We start from the raw sequence: 17,864 nt of genomic DNA on the forward strand, positions 1-17,864 counted from the left end.
CCTCACGTCCGGCCCAGGAAGGCCGCGGTGTCGCCGGTGACGCGGGACGCGACGGCGGCCGCGAGCCCGGGGTGCCGGGCGAGGTCGGGGTCGACCTCGACGAGGGTGCGGGCCCGGGCGCGGGCCCGTTCGATGACGTCGGCGTGCTGCAGGACGCCCAGGAGCTGCAGGGAGGACCGTTCCCCGGACTGCGCGGCGCCCAGGACGTCGCCCTCGCGCCGTTCGGCGAGGTCCAGGCGCGCCAGCTCGAACCCGTCGCGGGTGCGGGCCAGGGCCTTCAGGCGCCGGCCGGCGCGGGAGTCCGGGCTGGTGCCGGACAGCAGCAGGCACGTCCCCGGCAGACCCCCGCGGCCGATGCGCCCGCGCAGCTGGTGCAGCTGGGAGATGCCGAAGCGGTCGGCGTCGACGACGACCATGACGCTGGCGTTGGGCACGTCCACGCCGACCTCGACGACGGTGGTGGCGACGACGACGTCGAGCTCGCCGGCGGCGAACCGGCTCATGACGTCCTCCTTCTCCGCCGGCAGGAGACGGCCGTGCAGGACCTCGGTGCGCAGGCCCGCGGTGGCCGGGTGGGTGCGCACGACCTCGACGACCTGGGAGACGGCCGCGGGCGGGCGGGGTTTCGGGCGTCCCCCGCCCGCCCCCTTCCCCGCGCGCGCGGGCGGGGGCGGCGGTTCCTCCTGCGGCGCCTCCTCGGCCCCGTCGGCGAGGTCGTCGTCGTCGGCCTCGATGCGCGCGCACACGACGTAGGCCTGCCGGCCCAGGGCGGCCTCCTCGGCGATCCGCTGCCAGGTCCGGTCGACCCAGGCGGGTTTGTCCTGGGGGACGACGACGGTCTGGACCTCGGCCCGCCCGGGCGGCAGTTCGTCCAGGACGGAGGTCTCCAGGTCCCCGAACAGGGTCATGGCCACGGTGCGCGGGATGGGGGTGGCCGTCATGGCGAGCAGGTGCGGTACCCCGCGGCCGGTCTCGGTCCCCTTGCGGCGCAGCACGTCGCGCTGCTCGACGCCGAACCGGTGCTGCTCGTCGACGACGACGAGGCCCAGGTCGGCGAACTGGACGCCCTCCTGCAGCAGGGCGTGGGTGCCCACGACGATCCCGGCCTCCCCGCTCGCGGCGGCCAGCAGCGACTCCCGGCGGGCTGCGGCGCCCATCGAGCCGGTGAGCAGCACGACGCGGGTGCCGCGCGGGTCCCCGCCGAGGAACCCGCCGGCGGCCAGGTCGCGCAGGGCGCCGGTGATGGAGCGCAGGTGCTGGGCGGCGAGGACCTCGGTGGGGGCCAGCAGCGCGGCCTGTCCCCCGCCGTCGACGACGGTGAGCATGGCGCGCAGGGCGACGAGCGTCTTGCCCGAGCCGACGTCGCCCTGCAGCAGCCGCTGCATGGGGTGGGGCCGGGCCAGCTCGGCGGCGATCTCCTCCCCGACGCGGCGCTGGGCGCCGGTCAGGGGGAAGGGCAGCCGCTCGTCGAAGGCCGCGGCGATCCCGTCGGCCGAGGCGGTGCGGGGCGCGGCGGCCTGGGTGACGGTCGAGGCGCGGCGCAGGGCCAGCGCCGTCTGCAGCACGAACGCCTCCTCGAACCGCAGCCGGTCCTGCCCGGCGGCGAGCTGGGCGCGGTCGCGGGGGCGGTGCACGGCCTCCAGCGCGGCCAGCGGGGGCAGCAGCCCCTCCCCGGCGACGACGTCGGCGGGCAGCGGTTCGTCGAACCCCTGCTGCTCCCCGCCGTCCTCGGCCAGCCGGTCCAGCAGTGTCCCCACGCTCGCGCGGACCACGTAGCTCGGGCAGTCCCGCGTCGCGGGGTACAGCGGCAGCGGCGCCTCGGCCAGCGCCCCCGCGTCGGCCCCCTGCGGGACCGGCTCGACCGTGGGCTTGTCCAGCTGCCACGTGCCGTTGAACTGCCCCGCCCGGCCCGAGGCCATGACGAGGGCCCCGGGGACGAACGGTTTCAGGACGGGGCCGAACTGGTGCGGGGTGGCCATGAAGAACGTCGTGGTGATGCGGTCCCGCCCGTCCGAGAGCGTCACCACCACCCGCCAGCCGCTGCGCTGGCGCAGGGGCTGGGGCTTCCCCACGTCCTGGACCTGCGCGACGATCGTGACGTCCTCACCGACGGTGAGCTCGCGGATGGCGGTGAGCTCGCCGCGGTCGAGGTACCGGCGCGGCAGGTGCCACAGCAGGTCCCGGCCCGTCTCCAGGCCCAGGTGGCTCAGCCACTTGGCGGGGTCGGCGTTCTTGCCGGTGCCGTCCCCGGCGCGGGGCAGCAGGCTGGACAGCGGGGCGTCCAGGTCGAGCACGCGGGCAGGTTACCGCTGCGCGTGCACGACCCGGTCACGCCCGCCCCGCTTGGCCGCGTAGAGCGCGGCGTCGGCGCGGTCCACCAGCGCCGCGACGCCCTCCCCGGCCCGGACGCCGGCACCCCCGACGCTGACCGACAGGCGGTGCCCGTCGCGGCCCGGCACGGTGCAGGCGGCGACGGCCGCGCGGATCCGGTCGGCGACCTCCCCCAGCTCCCCGTCCCCGTCCTCGTCCGCACCGTGCCCGTCTGCACCGTGCCCGTCCCCGACCAGCACGACGGCGAACTCGTCGCCCCCCAGCCGCCCCACGACGTCCCCGGCCCGGCACGCGGTGCGCAGCTCGGCGGCCACGGCGCGCAGCACCGCGTCGCCCACGGGGTGGCCGTGGGTGTCGTTGACGGCCTTGAACCGGTCGAGGTCGACCAGCAGCAGGCCCTGCGCGGTGCCGTCGGCGACCCGGGTGGCCAGGGCCGCGTCGAAGGCGCGGCGCGAGAGCAGCCCGGTGAGGGCGTCCTCGGCCGCCTCGCTGCGCAGCCGCGCCAGGAGCCGTTCCTGCCGCTCCCCGGCGCGGGTGAGCATGACCGTGACGAGACCGAACGTCACCAGGTGGGCCGGGCTGTCCCGCAGGACGCCGGCGGCCCCCTCCAGGACGGCCAGCAGGACGACGTCGGCCAGGACGGCCTGGGCGGTGAGCAGCCACGCCACCGGGGAGCGCAGGTGGAAGGCGGCGAACAGCGCGGGCCAGCCCAGGTACATCTGGGCCCCGAAGGAGGCGTCGTCGGTCCACAGGCACAGCACCAGCACCACCCCCCCGGCGAAGGCCCCCAGGGCGGCCGGTGCCCCGGTGGGGGCGCGCCGCGGGCGCAGGGCCATGGCCAGGGCGAGCAGGCCCACCAGGGTCGCGCTCACCCCCATGAGCAGCCAGCCGCCGGGCCGGGTGCCCATCGTCTCGGGCGAGACGAGGCCGTTGACGAGCGCGTACAGGCAGCCGGCGGCCGTCATGGCCCCGATGGCGCGGGTGGCGGCGACGTGGTCGCGGGCCGCCCACCACCGCCCGCGCCCCGGCGGCTGGTGGTCGGTCGGCACACGTCACCATCGGTCCCGGGTCCGCCCGACTGGAGGCCCGGGTGCGGCACCGGCTCCGGTTTCACCCGGGCGGCGGTCCTCGGCTATGGTGTTCGACGGTGTCCGGACGGCCGGACGCCTGCGCCTCCCGTCGGGGGGCCGCACTTCTCGTTCGACTTCAGGAGTTCCCCGTGGCTGCCACCTGTGACGTCTGCGCCAAGGGCCCTGGCTTCGGCAAGAGCGTCTCGCACTCGCACCGGCGGACCAACCGCATGTGGCTCCCGAACATCCAGCGGGTCAAGGCCACCGTGAACGGTTCTCCCCAGCGCCTCAACGTGTGCACCTCCTGCCTGAAGGCGGGCAAGGTCACGCGCTGACCCCCTTCCAGACCACGGAGGGCCGGATCCTGCGGGATCCGGCCCTCCGTCGTTCCCGGGCACGTCCCCGGGCGCGTTCCCGGGCACGGGCACCGCGGCCGGTCAGCGGAGGAAGTGGTCCCAGCCCGTCGTCCCCGTCCAGGGCCGGCCGTCGACCAGGACGCCGTGCGGTCCGGCCGGGGCCACCGCGCCCACGACCGCGAACGGCGCCGGCAGCACCGCCTCCGGCGGGAAGCACCCCAGGAGGGCGTGGTCCTCACCCCCGGTCAGGACGTGCTCGGCCCCCAGCTCCCGGACCCACTCCCCCAGCACCCCGGACGTGGTCAGCTCGACGGTGACCGCGCTGGCCGCGGCGATCCGGCCGGCGTCGCGCACCAACCCGTCGCTGACGTCCATGAGGGCGCTGGCCCCCGCGCGCGCCGCCGCGGGCCCGGCCTGCACGGGCGGCTGCGGCCGGCGGTGCGCGCTCACCAGCGCCTCCACCAGCGTCTCGTCCGCACCCGGGCCGGGCGCCCCGCGCAGCAGCAGGTCCAGACCGGCCGCCGAGCGGCCCAGCGTCCCCGCGACCGCCACGACGTCCCCCGGCCGCGCCCCCGAGCGCAGGACCGGCGCACGCCCCTGCAGGTCCCCCAGGGCGGTGACGGACACGACGACCTCGCCGGCCGCGGACAGGTCCCCGCCCACGACCACGGCCCCGAAGCGCGCGCAGGCGGCAGCGGTCCCGCGGGCGAAGTCCTCGACCCAGGCCACCTCCAGGTCGGTGGGCAGCGCCAGCCCGATGAGCAGCCCGGTGCAGCGCCCCCCCATGGCGGCGACGTCGGCGACGTTCTGGGCCACGGCCTTCCAGCCGACGTCGGCGCCGGTGGACCAGTCGCGGCGGAAGTCGCGGAACTCCACGAGGACGTCGGTGGTGGCCACCACGCGCCCGTCGGGGGCGGCGACCAGGGCCGCGTCGTCGCCGGGGCCGAGCAGCGCCTCCGTCGGCAGCAGCGGCACCACCCGGGCCAGCAGCGCCGTCTCGTCGAGGTCCCCGACCCGCACGTCACCCGCCACGGGCGGGCAGACTACGGGGCGATGCCCAGCACCCCCGCCGACCCCCCGCCCGGCGCTCCGTCGCACCCCTCCCGGCCCGGCCGCCTCGTCGTGGGGCTCGTCGTGCTCGTCGTGGCGGCCGCGGCCGTGTGGGTCTACCTCGCCGGCTCGCGCGGGGTGCAGGCCGCCCCGCAGGCCGACGACCCCGCGTGCGCCCCGCTGCTGCGGGCGCTGCCGCAGACCCTCGACGGGCTGGGCCGCACCCCGCAGGGCGCGCCGGGCGTGGCCGTGTGGGGCCAGGAGCAGGTGGTGCTGCGCTGCGGCGGGCTCGTGCTCGGGCCCACCACGAAGGCGTGCATCCCCGTCGGCCCGGACGGCGGGCCCACGGTGGACTGGGTCCAGGACGCGGCCAACGACCGCGCGGTGCGGTTCCTCACCTACGGGCGTACGCCCGCGGTCGAGGTGACCGTGCGGTTCGGGGCGGGCCTGGCACGGGACCAGGCGACGTCCCAGCTCGTCGACCTCGCCGGGCCCGTGGCGGGCATCGAGCAGACCCGCACCTGCCTGTGAGGGGCCTCAGCGCAGCCCGGTGGGCCGCTGCAGCGCCAGCCGCAGGAGGTGGTCGACGAGCTGGGGGTACTCCAGCCCCGTGGCCGCCCACATCCGCGGGTACATCGAGAACGGCGTGAACCCCGGCATCGTGTTGATCTCGTTGACGACGATGCCCTCGGCGCCGTCGCTGGCCCGGAACCGCTCGACGTCGACGAAGAAGTCGACCCGGGCCAGCCCCTCGGCCTCCATGGCCTCGAAGACGCGCACCGCCGTGCGCCGCACGGCCGCGGTGACGTCCGGCGGCAGGTCGGCGGGGCAGGACAGCCGGACGTTGCCGGCGTCGAGGTACTTGGCCTCGAAGTCGTAGAAGTCGTGGCCGTCGACGACCTCGATCTCCCCGGGCAGGCTCGTCAGCGGTTCACCGCCAGCGAGGTCGGCCAGGACCCCGCACTCGACCTCCCGGCCGCCGAGGGCGGCCTCGACGACGACCTTGGGGTCGTGCGCGACGGCCTCGGCGACGGCGGCGTCCAGGCCGGCGCGGTCGCCGACGCGGGTGATGCCCATGCTGGACCCGGCGCGGGCGGGTTTGACGAAGACGGGGTAGCCCAGCGCCTCGACCTCGGCGACGACGGCCTCGCGCTCGCGCTCCCACCGCCGGGCGCGGAAGGACGTCCACGGCCCCACGGGCAGCCCCTGCCCCTGCAGCAGCAGCTTCATGACCTGCTTGTCCATGCCCGCGGCCGAGGCCAGGACCCCGGACCCGACGTAGCGGGTGTCGGACAGCTCCAGCAGGCCCTGCAGCGTCCCGTCCTCCCCGAACGGCCCGTGCAGCAGGGGCAGCACGACGTCGACGGGGCCGCCCAGGTCCTCGCCCCCGGACGTCCGCAGCGCCCGGGAGCGCACGTCCTGCGACAGCGCGACGGCCGGGCCGGCGTCGGGCACCTCCGGCAGCGCGCCGTCGGTCAGCGCGAAGCGCGCCGGGTCGTCCTCGACGAGCACCCAGCGCCCGCTCGTGGTGATCCCGACCGGCACGACGTCCCACACCGACCGGTCGAGGGCGGCCAGCACCCCGGCGGCGGTCACGCAGCTGACGGCGTGCTCGGAGGAACGGCCACCGAAGACGACGGCGACGCGGGGGCGGGGGGTGGGCTGGCTGCTCATCGGCGCCGACCCTACCGGCGGTGTGGTTGGGTTCCCCCGTGTCCCAGACCGAAGACCCCGCCGTGTCCTGCGCCCCCCGGCAGGACGTCCCCCTCGCCCCCGCCACCGTCGCCGTCGTGGCCGGCCGTCCGCCCAAGGGCCTGGACAGCGAGCTCAACACGCCCGTGTCGCTGTCGGCGACGTTCGTCGGCGGCGGGTCCCTGGGCACCGCCGCGCTCGGGTACGGCCGGTTCGCCAACCCGACGTGGGAGGCGCTGGAGAGCGCGGTGGGCGAGCTGGAGGGCGGGCGGGCCCTGGCCTTCGCCTCGGGGATGGCGGCCGTGGCGGCCGCGCTGCACCTCGTCCCGGCCGACGGGACGGTCCTGGTCCCGCACGGCGCCTACAACGGCACCCACTCCCTCACGGCGCTGCTGGCCGCCCAGGGACGGCTGACGGTGCTGCCGACCGACATCACCGACGTCGAGGGCGTGCGGACGGCGCTGGCCGGCGTGGACGGCCCGGTCGTGCTGTGGCTGGAGTCCCCGACGAACCCGCTGCTGGAGGTCGCCGACCTCGCGGCGCTGGCCGCCGCCGGGCACGAGCACGGCGCGGTCGTGGTGGTGGACAACACCTTCGCGACGCCGCTGCTGCAGCGTCCGCTGGAGCTGGGCGCCGACGTCGTCGTGCACTCGGTGACGAAGTTCCTCTCGGGCCACTCCGACGTCGTCCTGGGCGCGGTCGTCGCCCGGGACGAGACGCTGCTGGCGGCGCTGGCGGCCCACCGCACGCTGCACGGTGCGATCCCGGGCCCGCTGGAGACGTTCCTGGCCCTGCGCGGGCTGCGGACGCTGCCGCTGCGCCTGGAGCGCTCCCAGGCCAGCGCCGCCGAGCTGGCCCGGCGCCTGGGCGCGCACCCGGCCGTGACGAGGGTGCGCCACCCCTCCCTGCCCGGTGACCCCGGGCACGCCCTGGCCGCGGCGCAGATGTCGGGGTTCGGGGCGCTGGTGTCCATCGAGGTGGTCGGCGGGGTCGCCGGTGCCGACGCCGTGGTCGACGCGGTGCGGCTGTGGGTGCCGGCGACGAGCCTGGGCGGGGTGGAGTCCCTCATCGAGCGCCGGCGCCGGCACGCGGGCGAGCCGGTCGTGGTGCCGCAGGACCTGCTGCGGCTGTCCGTGGGCGTGGAGGACGTCGAGGACCTGTGGCGGGACCTGTCGCAGGCGCTGGACACGGCGCTGGCGCACGCGGGGAGCTGACGGGGAACGGACCGGGCGTGTGACACATTGGGCTGCGGGACACGCCCGGCCGACCGCCCCTGACCGGCTTTATCTCATCCATGAGATAGCGTGGGCGTCATGGCAGTCTCCACCGAGCAGCTGACGCCGACCGGCGACCACCTGTCGCAGATCGGCACCCTCATCCGCGACGCGCGCAAGCACCGGGGCCTCACCCAGGTCCAGCTGGCCGACCGTCTGGGCACCTCCCAGAGCGCCGTGCACCGCATGGAGCAGGGGCAGCAGAACGTCTCCATCGACATGCTCCAGCGCGTCGGGCACGCCCTGCAGGACGACATCGTCTCGATCGGCCGGCCCGGCCCGACCCACCTGCGCGTGCACGGCGGGGTCAAGCTGTCCGGCAGCATCGCGGTGAAGTCCAGCAAGAACGCCGGCGTGGCCCTGCTGTGCGCGGCCCTGCTCAACAAGGGCCGCACCACGCTGCGCGGGGTGGCCCGCATCCTGGAGATCCACCGCATCCTCGACGTGCTGGGCAGCATCGGGGTGGAGTACGCCTGGGTCAACGAGTCCGACCTGGTCCTCGACGTCCCCAACGACCTCGACCTGGCGGCCATGGACGGCGAGACCGCCCGCCGCACCCGCAGCATCATCATGATGCTCGGGCCCCTGCTGCACCGGTACGACGAGTTCGCCCTCCCCTACGCCGGCGGGTGCGACCTGGGCACCCGCACCGTCGAACCGCACATGGTCGCCCTGCGCCCCTTCGGCCTGCAGGTCACCGCGACCACCGGCAACTACCACGCGGCGGTCGACCGCTCGGTCACGCCGCAGCGCCCCATCGTCCTGACCGAACGCGGGGACACGGTCACCGAGAACGCGCTCATGGCCGCGGCCCGCATGGACGGCGTCACGACCATCCGCAACGCCAGCCCGAACTACATGGTCCAGGACCTGTGCTTCTTCCTGGAACTGCTGGGCGTGCGGATCGAGGGCATCGGCACCACGACCCTGGTCGTGCACGGCGTCCCGGACATCTCCGTCGACGTGGAGTACGCCCCCTCGGAGGACCCGGTGGAGGCCATGAGCCTGCTCACCGCGGCGATCATCACGCACTCGGAGCTGACGGTGACCCGCGCCCCGATCGAGTTCCTCGAGATCGAGCTGGCGATCCTGGAGGAGATGGGGCTGCGCTACGACCTCTCCCCGGAGTACCCGGCGGCCAACGGCCGCACCCGGCTGGTCGACATCACGGTCCACCCCTCCGAGCTCAAGGCCCCGATCGACAAGATCCACCCGATGCCGTTCCCGGGTCTGAACATCGACAACCTGCCGTTCTTCGCCGTCATCGCGGCCGGTGCGGAGGGGTCGACCACGGTCCACGACTGGGTCTACGACAACCGGGCGATCTACCTCACCGAGCTGAACCGCCTCGGCGCCCGGGTCAAGCTGCTGGACCCGCACCGCGTCCTCGTCGAGGGCCCGACGCGCTGGTCGGGCGCGGAGGTGCTGTGCCCGCCGGCGCTGCGCCCGGCCGTGGTCGTGCTGCTGGCCATGCTGGCGGCCAAGGGGACCTCGGTGCTGCGCAACGTGGACATCATCGCCCGCGGGTACGAGCAGCTCGCCGAGCGCCTCACCCCGCTGGGCGCGCAGATCGAGACGTTCCGCGACTGACCGGCGCCCCCCGACGCGCGCAGGCCCCCGCACTCCACCGGAGCGCGGGGGCCTGCTGCCGTACCGGCCCTCAGGCCTTCTTGGCCGTGCGCCGGGTCGTGGTGGCGGTCCTGGCCGGGGCGGTCTTCTTCGCCGCGGCGCTCGTGCGGGTGGCCGGGGCGGTCTTGCGGGCCGTCGGGGCGGCGGTGCGGGTGGCCGGGGCCGCCTTCTTCGCCGCCGGCGCGGCCGTCTTGCGGGCCGTGGCGGCCGGGGCGCTGCCCGCGGTGCCGGCCCGCTCCTTGGCCGCGGCCTGGAAGGCCCGCAGCGCCTTGGAGTCGGAGACGACCTCCTTGAACTGGGTGCCGGGGCGGAAGCGCGGCACCGACGTCTTCTTGATCTTCACGGCCTCGCCGGTGCGCGGGTTGCGTCCCGTGCGGGCGTTGCGGGCCTGCTTCTCGAAGGTGCCGAAGCCGCTGATGGCGACCTTGTCGCCCTTGGCGACGGTGAGCGTGATGAGCTCGACGATCGCCTCGACGGCGGTCACGGCCTGCTTGCGACCGCCGAGCTTGCCCTCGAGGGCGTCGACCATCTCTGCCTTGTTCACGGGGCTCCTCCTGGGTACCGGGCGTTGTCCGAACCGATCTTCTCCTCGCGCAACGGATCGCGCAGGGCCGAGCAGGAGCCCGACGACAGGAACGGTACGACCGACGATCACCGGAGTCCACCACCGGCGTGGCGGCGAGTCGTTGCGCCGCAGCACACCTCGGCACGCGGCCCCGCCCTCTCCCTGCGCCGCAGGGGCTTGCGGACCGGGACGACGGCCCGGCCGCCCACCCCCGGGGTCACGTCCGGAGACGCTGCGCCGCAACGGGTCCGGACAGCACACGACCCCGGTCCCGCTGCGGTGCAGCGGGGTCCGGGGCCGGTCGGGGCGCCTCAGGCCGAGGGCGCCAGGGGGGTCGTGGTGGGCTTGAACGAGGGCCGGCGCGTCTCGAAGTCGGTGATGGCCTCGGCGTGGCGCAGGGTCAGGCTGATGTCGTCCAGGCCCTCCATGAGCCGCCAGCGCACGTACTCGTCGACCTCGAAGGGGGCCGTGAAGTCGTCCACCCGCACGACGCGCTCGACCAGGTCGACGGTCACCTCCGTGCCCGGGTGCGCCTCCAGCGCCTTCCAGACGAGGTCGATGTCGCTCTGGGACACCACCGCGGCCAGCAGCCCCTGCTTGCCGGAGTTGCCCCGGAAGATGTCGCCGAAACGCGGCGCGAGAACGGCCTTGAACCCGTAGTCCCGCAGCGCCCAGACCGCGTGCTCGCGGCTGGAGCCGGTGCCGAAGTCCTGCCCGGCGACCAGGACCGAACCGGGGCGGTAGGGCTCCTGGTTCAGCACGAAGTGCGGGTCCGAACGCCAGCCGGCGAACAGGGCGTCCTCGAAGCCCGTCTTGGTGACGCGCTTGAGGTAGACGGCCGGGATGATCTGGTCGGTGTCGACGTCGGTGCGGCGCAGCGGCACCCCGACCCCGGTGTGGACGGTGAACTTCTCCATGACGGGTCCTCTCAGGCGACGGGTTCGGGTGCGGGTTCGGGCGCGGGTTCGAGGTCGGCCGGCGAGCTCAGCGTCCCGCGCACGGCGGTCGCGGCGGCCACGAGCGGGGAGACGAGGTGCGTGCGGCCGCCCTTGCCCTGCCGGCCCTCGAAGTTCCGGTTGGAGGTCGAGGCGCAGCGCTCCCCCGGGGCGAGCTGGTCGGGGTTCATGCCCAGGCACATGCTGCACCCGGCGAAGCGCCAGTCCGCACCGAACTCCTTGAAGACGGTGTCCAGGCCCTCGGCCTCGGCCTGCAGCCGCACCCGCGCCGAACCGGGGACGACCATCATCCGCACGTTCTCGGCCTTCGTGCGCCCGCGCACGACGTCCGCGGCGGCCCGCAGGTCCTCGATGCGGCTGTTGGTGCAGGAGCCCAGGAACACGGTGTCGACGGGGATGTCGCGCATCCTCTCCCCGCCGCTCAGGCCCATGTACTGCAGCGCCCGCTCGATGCCCTGGCGCACCCCGTCGTCGCCGATCTCGTCGGGCACCGGGACCGACCCGGACAGCGGAACGCCCTGACCGGGGTTCGTGCCCCACGTGACGAAGGGTTCGAGGGTGGAACCGTCGAGGACGACCTCGGCGTCGAACTCGGCGTCGTCGTCGGTGCGCAGCGTCCGCCAGTACTCCACGGCGGCGTCCCAGTCCGCCCCCTGCGGGGCGTGCGGGCGGCCCTTGAGGTACGCGAACGTCGTGTCGTCGGGGGCGACCATGCCGGCGCGCGCGCCGGCCTCGATCGACATGTTGCAGATCGTCATCCGGCCCTCCATCGACAAGGACCGGATCGCCTCCCCGCGGTACTCCAGGACGTAGCCCTGCCCGCCACCGGTGCCGATCTCGGCGATGACGGCGAGGATGATGTCCTTGGCCGTCGTGCCGGGCTTGAGCCGGCCCTCGACGGTGATGGCCATCGTCTTGAAGGGTTTGAGCGGCAGGGTCTGGGTCGCCAGGACGTGCTCGACCTCGGAGGTGCCGATGCCCATGCCGAGCGAGCCGAAGGCGCCGTGGGTGGAGGTGTGGGAGTCACCGCACACGACCGTCATGCCCGGCTGCGTCAGCCCGAGCTGCGGGCCCACGACGTGCACGATGCCCTGCTCGGCGTCCCCGAGGGGGTGCAGCCGGACGCCGAACTCCGCGCAGTTCTCCCGCAGCGTCTGCAGCTGCTTGGCCGAGGTCTTGTCCTCCAGCAGCGACAGGGGACGCTCGATGTCGGCCGTGGGGGTGTTGTGGTCCTCGGTGGCGATCGTCAGGTCCAGGCGCCGGACGGGGCGGCCGGCCATCCGGAGCCCGTCGAACGCCTGCGGACTCGTCACCTCGTGCACGAGGTGGAGGTCGATGAAGAGCAGGTCGGGTTCCCCGTCCTGCCCCTGACGGACGACGTGGTCGTCCCAGACCTTCTGCGCCAGCGTGCGGCCCATGACCGGCTCCCCTCTTGCGTCTCACTGGTTGAGACGCCAGTATCGCTTCGTGGACAAGAGTAGCGGAGTCGGCGTCCTGGACAAGGCCGTGCTGGTGCTGGACGCCCTCGAGGCCGGCCCCGCCAGCCTCGCCCAGCTCGTCACGACCACGGGCCTGGCCCGCCCCACCGCGCACCGCCTGGCCGTCGCCCTGGAGCACCACCGGCTCGTCGGCCGCGACCTGCAGGGCCGGTTCGTCCTGGGGGCCCGGCACGCCGAACTGGCCGCCGCCGCGGGCGAGGACCGCCTCGTCGCCGTCGCCGGACCCCTGCTGACGGCCCTGCGCGACGCCACGGGCGAGAGCGCCCAGCTCTACCGCCGGCACGGGGAGCACCGCATCTGCATCGCGGCGGCCGAGCGCCTGCACGGCCTGCGCGACACCGTCCCGGTGGGCTCGTCCATGACCATGCACGCCGGGTCCGCGGCCCAGGTCCTCCTCGCCTGGGACGACCCGGGGCGCCTGTCGGTGGAGCTGCTCGGGTCCCGCTTCGACGCCGCGACCCTCTCGGGGGTGCGGCGGCGCGGGTGGGCGCACTCCAGCGGGGAGCGCGAGACCGGCGTGGCCTCGGTCAGCGCGCCGGTGCGGGGGCCCTCGGGACGCGTCCTGGCGGCGGTGTCGGTGTCGGGGCCGGCCGAGCGCTTCGGGCGGCACCCGGGCCGTCGGCACGCCGACGCGGTCCTGGCCACGGCCGCGGCGTTCACGGCGGCCCTGACCCCGGCGTCCTGAAGGACCCCGGGAAAGGGAGAAGGCCCCCGGTCGGTGACCGGGGGCCTCATCTGTAGCCCCGACGGGATTCGAACCCGCGCTACCGCCGTGAGAGGGCGGCGTGCTAGGCCGCTACACAACGGGGCCCTAGCTTGCAGTACAAGCGCTGGGGTACCAGGACTCGAACCTAGACTAACTGAACCAGAATCAGTCGTGCTGCCAATTACACCATACCCCATGGTGTTCCGCCCGGCCGGGAACCGGCCGAACGAGATGAACTGTACCGGGCGCCCAGGCTGCTTCCCAAATCGGCTCCCCGGCGGCGGACCTGAGCCGCCGGGGAGCCGGTCTGCGGAGGGGACCTCAGAGCGTGGCGCGCAGCCGCCGGAGCCGGGTCAGCGACGCCTCCCGGCCCAGGATCTCCATCGACTCGAACAGCGGCGGGGAGACCCGCCGGCCCGTGACGGCCGTCCGCAGCGGGGCGAAGGCGAACTTCGGCTTGACGCCCAGCCCGTCCACGACGGCCGCGCGCAGTGCCGCCTCCAGGGCCGGCGTCGTCCACTCCTCCAGCGCCTCCAGCGCGGCCAGGGAGGCGTCCAGGACGTCGGCCGCCTCCGGCCGGAGCGCGTTCGTCGCGTCCTCCTCCAGCACCACGTCCTCGTCGGCGGCGAACAGGAACCCGAGCATCCCCGGCGCCTGGCCGAGCAGCGTCATGCGCTCCTGCACCAGCGGGGCGGCCGCGGCCAGCCGCGCGAGCTGGTCGGCGGTGGGGTGCTCGGGCAGCACCCCCGCCGCCCGCAGGTACGGCAGGAGGCGGTCGCGGAAGTCCTCCGGCGCCAGCATCCGCAGGTGGGCGGCGTTGATCGCCTCGGCCTTGGCGACGTCGAAGCGGGCCGGCGAGGCGTTGACGTCGGCGACGTCGAAGGCCGCCACCATCTCCTCGACGCTGAACAGGTCCCGGTCCTCGGCGATCCCCCACCCCAGCAGCGCCAGGTAGTTCAGCAGCCCCTCGCGGACGAACCCGCGGTCGCGGTGGTGGAAGAGGTTGGACTCCGGGTCGCGCTTGGAGAGCTTCTTGTTGCCCTCCCCCATGACGTAGGGCAGGTGCCCGAAGCGCGGGACGGCCTGGGCCACCCCGATGTCGACGAGCGCCTCGTACAGGGCGATCTGCCGGGGCGTGGAGGACAGCAGGTCCTCCCCGCGCAGGACGTGGGTGATCTCCATGAGCGCGTCGTCGACGGGGTTGACCAGCGTGTAGAGCGGGTCGCCGTTGGCGCGCACCAGGACCGGGTCGGGGAACGAGCCCGCCTTGAACTCGATCGGGCCGCGGACCAGGTCGTCGAAGGACCAGTCGCGGCCCTCGGGCAGCCGCAGCCGCAGCGTGGGCTCGCGGCCCTGGTCGCGGAAGGCCGCGACCTGCTCGGGCGTGAGGTCGCGGTCGAAGCCGTCGTACCCCAGCACCTTCGGCCGGCCCGCCGCCTCGTGCCGCGCCTCGATCTCCTCGGCCGTGGAGAACGACTCGTACAGGTGCCCGGCGTCCTTCAGTCGCTGCACGACGTCGTCGTAGACCGCGCGGCGCTGGGACTGCCGGTAGGGGCCGTGCGGCCCGCCGACGTCGATGCCCTCGTCCCAGTCCAGGCCCAGCCAGGCCAGCGCCTCGAGGATCTGGGCGTAGCTCTCCTCGGAGTCGCGCGCCGCGTCGGTGTCCTCGATGCGGAACACCAGCTTCCCGCCCGTGTGCCGGGCGTAGGCCCAGTTGAACAGGGCCGTGCGGATCAGCCCGACGTGCGGGGTCCCGGTCGGCGAGGGGCAGAAGCGGACGCGCACCCCGGAGGTCGGGGTGGCTTCGGTCGCGGGCGCAGGTGTGGTCTCAGTCATGGCGGGACCAGCCTATTGCGCTCCGGGCACCCGTTCGGGTGAGCCCGCAGGGGGCGTCTGCGTCCACCGGGGTGGTTGCCGTCCGTCACGGGTGGGCCGTCCGGGTGGTGAGTCTGCTCACGGAGCGTGACACCTGTCAGCGTCGTGGCGACGAACCGCTGCCGCCGCCCCCAGGAGACCCCCGTGACCCGCCGCTCGCTCAAGCCCCTGGTCGCCGCCGCCGGACTGCTGCTGCCGCTGTCCGCCCTCACCGCCTGCGGCTCCGTGCAGGCCGTCGCCGGGCTGCCCGCCGCCACGGCGACGCCGTCCGCGACCGCGACCCCCACCGCGACCCCCACCGCGACGCCCGTCGCCGTGACGCCCGTGCAGAACGACCTCGCCCTCGGCTCGGCCCACCACGAGCTGCAGGCCGGGGGCATGACGTTGGCGGTGGACTACTGGTCGACCCTGGACATGGGGAAGTGGACCGCCGAGGCCGCCAAGCCGGTCCAGCTCGCCGCCACCATCACCGGCCCGAACCTCGGGACGAAGAAGAGGCAGCAGAAGGCCTACGTCAGCAACTTCACGGTGACCAGCTCCCTCGTCGCCGCCGACGGCACCGTGACGACGGGCCCGACCGTCCAGGACACGTCCCGGCAGACGCCCGGTTACCTCGCGATGGCCCCGTACGCCTACTCCACGTCCTTCGTCGTGCCCGCCGTCCCCGCCGGCACCCGCAGCGTGGAGATGCTCATCAGCTACGACGTGCTGGAGCAGAGCGCGCCGGGCGCGACCGACTACTCCAAGCAGACCGCGACCGACACGATCACCGTCGCGATCGCGCAGCCCGCCGACGCGGAGTGACCACCCGGTGCCTCACTCGGGGGCGGTGAACGTCGTCGAGAGGACGCCGATCCCCTCGACCTCGACCTCGACGCGCTGCCCGGCCCGCACCGGACCCACCCCCGCGGGGGTGCCGGTGAGGATGACGTCGCCGGGCAGCAGCGTCATCGCCGAGGACACGTGGGCCACGATCGAGGCGATGTCGTGGACCATGAGCGAGGTCCGGCCGTCCTGGACGACCTCCAGGTCCTCCCCCGTGCCCACCCGCGTCTCGATCCGCACGTCCGCGGGGTCGAGGTCGGTCTCGATCCACGGCCCCAGCGGCGTGAACCCGTCGGCCCCCTTGGCCCGCCACCACTGCTGGTCCGGGCCCTGCAGGGAGCGCGCCGTGATGTCGTTGGCGACGGTGTACCCGTAGACGACCTCGGCCACGCGCTCCTTCGGGACGTCCTTGCACAACCGGCGGATGACGACGGCCAGTTCGCCCTCGTAGTGCAGTTCCTCCCCCGCCCACGCCGGGATCACCAGCGGGTCCCCGGGACCGGCGACCGACGTGTTCGGCACCGTGAACACCAGCGGTTCGGCCGGCACCTCGTTGCCCAGTTCCTCCGCGTGCGCGACGTAGTTCCGCCCGATCCCCAGCACCTTCGAACGCGGGATGACCGGAGCCAGCAGCCGCGCGTCCACCAGCGGCACCCGCTCCCCCGTCGGGTTCAGCGGGGTGAACAGCGGGTCCCCGGAGACGACGAGGATCTCCTCCTCCCCCGGCGCGCCCTCGACGACCCCGTACCGCGGGTCCGAACCACCGGAGGAGAACCTGGCGATGCGCATCCCCCCACCCTAGTGAGCCCGCTGCGCTCGGCCGGGGGTGGGCGTCGTTGACGCGACGGGCCGGTAGGTCCGGCGCTCCGCGTCAACGACTCGGAGCACCACCTGGGGACGAAGGATGTCGCGGTCGAGTCCGGCTCCACAGGCGCGCCGCTCGTCCGGTCGTCCACAGGAAGGTTCGGTGGACCGGACGGCGCTGCGCGCAGAGCTCGAGGATGCGAGCCATGCCCCGTCGCGCGCCCTACGACCCAGCCACCGTGGACGCCCTGGTCCGGCAGCACGAGCGGGTGGTTCCGCGCTCGCTCCTGCTCGCGGCCGGCATCCCGGAGTCGACCTTGACCGGTCTCACAGGACCGCGCGGCCGCTGGCAGCGCATCCTCCCCGGGGTCGTCCTGACGCACCGCGGAACTCCGACGCTCTTCGAACGCCGGCGAGCGGCTCTCGTCTACGCAGGTCCCACGGCGCGCATCGGTGGGCTGCACGCGCTGGACCTGCACCGCGCACTGCGCGACACCCTGCCCGTGGACGCACCGGTCTTCGTCGTGATCCCGGACGGGGTCCACCGGACGTCCTCGTCGTTCTGCGTCGTCGAGCGCTCGGAACGGGATCCTGGCGACCAGGTGCGGCGCAGCTTCCCGGTCACGAGCGTCGCGCGCGCCTGCGCGGACGCGACACGCGGGCACGACATGTCGCCGGACGACGTGCGGGAACTCATGAGCCAGGTCCTGCGGGAAGACCACTGCACGCTGCGCGACCTGCAGCGGGAAGTGCTGTCCGGGCCGACGCAACGGAGCGCCTCTGCTCGCGCGTCGCTCGTCGAGCTCCGGGCGGGCACCCGCAGCGCGGCGGAGGCCCTCGCCTACCGGACGGTCGTGGCGTCGGACCTGCCGCAACCGCTCTGGAACCAGACGGTCGTCGTCGACGGACGGTGGGTGGGCGAGGCCGACGCGTGGTGGCCCGACCTCGGCGTCGTCCTCGAGATCGACTCGATGGAGTGGCACCTGGGCGCGAAGGCACTGCGCAGGACGCAGGAGAAGGCTCGCCGCTACGCGGCTGCCGGCCTCGTGCTCGTCACCATCGCACCGGCGGACCTGCGCCGGGCCCCGGACGGGTTCCTCGATCTCCTGCGCCGGACGCTCGCAAGGGCCGTCAGGCGCCGCGTGGGGTGACCGCCGGGGACGCAGCGTGGTCGAGCGCCCCCACACGTCGGTGTCGTTGACGCGAAGCGCCGAACCTACCGGCGCTTCGCG

General features: G+C 74.6%; 16 protein-coding genes and 2 tRNA genes. 7 read left to right on the top strand and 11 right to left on the bottom strand.

The window, feature by feature from the left end; all coding sequences use genetic code 11:
- Window positions 1-2: 2 nt before the first annotated feature.
- Together AB2L27_RS04010 and AB2L27_RS04015 are read right to left on the bottom strand one after the other, a co-directional pair.
- Window positions 3-2,294: an ATP-dependent DNA helicase RecG gene (locus AB2L27_RS04010; RefSeq protein WP_370440168.1), complete on the bottom strand. Its 2,292-nt coding sequence runs from the start codon at window positions 2,292-2,294 to the stop codon at window positions 3-5.
- Between the two features lie 9 nt (window positions 2,295-2,303).
- Window positions 2,304-3,380, bottom strand: a complete 1,077-nt coding sequence (locus tag AB2L27_RS04015; RefSeq protein WP_370440169.1) for a GGDEF domain-containing protein — start codon at window positions 3,378-3,380, stop codon at window positions 2,304-2,306.
- Window positions 3,381-3,550: 170 nt separating this feature from the next.
- Here AB2L27_RS04015 and rpmB point away from each other — a divergent pair, with 170 nt between their 5' ends.
- Complete coding sequence (gene rpmB / locus AB2L27_RS04020; protein ID WP_370440170.1) at window positions 3,551-3,736, top strand: 50S ribosomal protein L28; 186 nt, start codon at window positions 3,551-3,553, stop codon at window positions 3,734-3,736.
- A 102-nt stretch (window positions 3,737-3,838) separates the two neighbouring features.
- On the opposite strand, the gene AB2L27_RS04025 is transcribed toward rpmB, so the two are convergent.
- Entirely contained in the window at window positions 3,839-4,789 is a 951-nt protein-coding gene (locus AB2L27_RS04025) for a thiamine-phosphate kinase (protein ID WP_370440171.1), read from the bottom strand.
- 21 nt (window positions 4,790-4,810) lie between these two features.
- Between AB2L27_RS04025 and AB2L27_RS04030 the strand changes: the two genes are divergently transcribed.
- Window positions 4,811-5,338, top strand: a complete 528-nt coding sequence (locus AB2L27_RS04030; protein WP_370440172.1) for a DUF3515 family protein — start codon at window positions 4,811-4,813, stop codon at window positions 5,336-5,338.
- A gap of 6 nt (window positions 5,339-5,344) precedes the next feature.
- On the opposite strand, the gene AB2L27_RS04035 is transcribed toward AB2L27_RS04030, so the two are convergent.
- Window positions 5,345-6,481 carry a D-alanine--D-alanine ligase family protein gene (locus AB2L27_RS04035; protein WP_370440173.1) on the bottom strand — a complete coding sequence of 379 codons (1,137 nt, stop codon included), beginning with the start codon at window positions 6,479-6,481 and terminating at the stop codon, window positions 5,345-5,347.
- Between the two features lie 38 nt (window positions 6,482-6,519).
- Between AB2L27_RS04035 and AB2L27_RS04040 the strand changes: the two genes are divergently transcribed.
- Window positions 6,520-7,713 (top strand): trans-sulfuration enzyme family protein, encoded by a 1,194-nt coding sequence (locus AB2L27_RS04040; protein ID WP_370440174.1) that lies wholly within the window; start codon window positions 6,520-6,522, stop codon window positions 7,711-7,713.
- Between the two features lie 99 nt (window positions 7,714-7,812).
- The gene (locus AB2L27_RS04045; RefSeq protein ID WP_370440175.1) at window positions 7,813-9,363 is read left to right on the top strand and encodes a helix-turn-helix domain-containing protein; all 1,551 of its coding nucleotides are present in this window, start codon (window positions 7,813-7,815) and stop codon (window positions 9,361-9,363) included.
- Between the two features lie 70 nt (window positions 9,364-9,433).
- Here AB2L27_RS04045 and AB2L27_RS04050 read toward each other — a convergent pair whose 3' ends face one another.
- From AB2L27_RS04050 to leuC, 3 genes are all read right to left on the bottom strand, one after another.
- Window positions 9,434-9,946: an HU family DNA-binding protein gene (locus AB2L27_RS04050; RefSeq protein WP_370440176.1), complete on the bottom strand. Its 513-nt coding sequence runs from the start codon at window positions 9,944-9,946 to the stop codon at window positions 9,434-9,436.
- A gap of 332 nt (window positions 9,947-10,278) precedes the next feature.
- A complete protein-coding gene (leuD, locus tag AB2L27_RS04055) occupies window positions 10,279-10,884 on the bottom strand; it encodes a 3-isopropylmalate dehydratase small subunit (RefSeq protein WP_370440177.1) in 606 nt (201 codons plus the stop codon).
- An 11-nt stretch (window positions 10,885-10,895) separates the two neighbouring features.
- On the bottom strand, window positions 10,896-12,341 hold the full coding sequence (gene leuC, locus AB2L27_RS04060) for a 3-isopropylmalate dehydratase large subunit (protein ID WP_370440178.1): 1,446 nt from the start codon (window positions 12,339-12,341) through the stop codon (window positions 10,896-10,898).
- Between the two features lie 49 nt (window positions 12,342-12,390).
- Here leuC and AB2L27_RS04065 point away from each other — a divergent pair, with 49 nt between their 5' ends.
- Window positions 12,391-13,107 carry an IclR family transcriptional regulator gene (locus AB2L27_RS04065; protein ID WP_370440179.1) on the top strand — a complete coding sequence of 239 codons (717 nt, stop codon included), beginning with the start codon at window positions 12,391-12,393 and terminating at the stop codon, window positions 13,105-13,107.
- Between the two features lie 53 nt (window positions 13,108-13,160).
- Here AB2L27_RS04065 and AB2L27_RS04070 read toward each other — a convergent pair.
- The 3 genes from AB2L27_RS04070 to gltX all read right to left on the bottom strand — a co-directional run bounded on the left by AB2L27_RS04070 (window position 13,161) and on the right by gltX (window position 14,964).
- A tRNA-Glu gene (locus AB2L27_RS04070) sits at window positions 13,161-13,233 on the bottom strand.
- A 19-nt stretch (window positions 13,234-13,252) separates the two neighbouring features.
- A tRNA-Gln gene (locus tag AB2L27_RS04075) sits at window positions 13,253-13,324 on the bottom strand.
- A gap of 125 nt (window positions 13,325-13,449) precedes the next feature.
- On the bottom strand, window positions 13,450-14,964 hold the full coding sequence (gene gltX, locus AB2L27_RS04080; RefSeq protein ID WP_370440180.1) for a glutamate--tRNA ligase: 1,515 nt from the start codon (window positions 14,962-14,964) through the stop codon (window positions 13,450-13,452).
- 183 nt (window positions 14,965-15,147) lie between these two features.
- Here gltX and AB2L27_RS04085 point away from each other — a divergent pair, with 183 nt between their 5' ends.
- Entirely contained in the window at window positions 15,148-15,807 is a 660-nt protein-coding gene (locus tag AB2L27_RS04085) for a hypothetical protein (protein ID WP_370440181.1), read from the top strand.
- 12 nt (window positions 15,808-15,819) lie between these two features.
- Here AB2L27_RS04085 and AB2L27_RS04090 read toward each other — a convergent pair whose 3' ends face one another.
- Entirely contained in the window at window positions 15,820-16,617 is a 798-nt protein-coding gene (locus tag AB2L27_RS04090; RefSeq protein WP_370440182.1) for a fumarylacetoacetate hydrolase family protein, read from the bottom strand.
- 221 nt (window positions 16,618-16,838) lie between these two features.
- On the opposite strand from AB2L27_RS04090, the gene AB2L27_RS04095 reads away from it, so the two are divergent.
- Complete coding sequence (locus AB2L27_RS04095) at window positions 16,839-17,783, top strand: hypothetical protein (protein ID WP_370440183.1); 945 nt, start codon at window positions 16,839-16,841, stop codon at window positions 17,781-17,783.
- Window positions 17,784-17,864 lie beyond the last annotated feature (81 nt).

Source organism: Kineococcus halophytocola, assembly GCF_041276425.1.
GTDB classification, from domain to species: Bacteria; Actinomycetota; Actinomycetes; order Actinomycetales; family Kineococcaceae; genus Kineococcus; species Kineococcus halophytocola.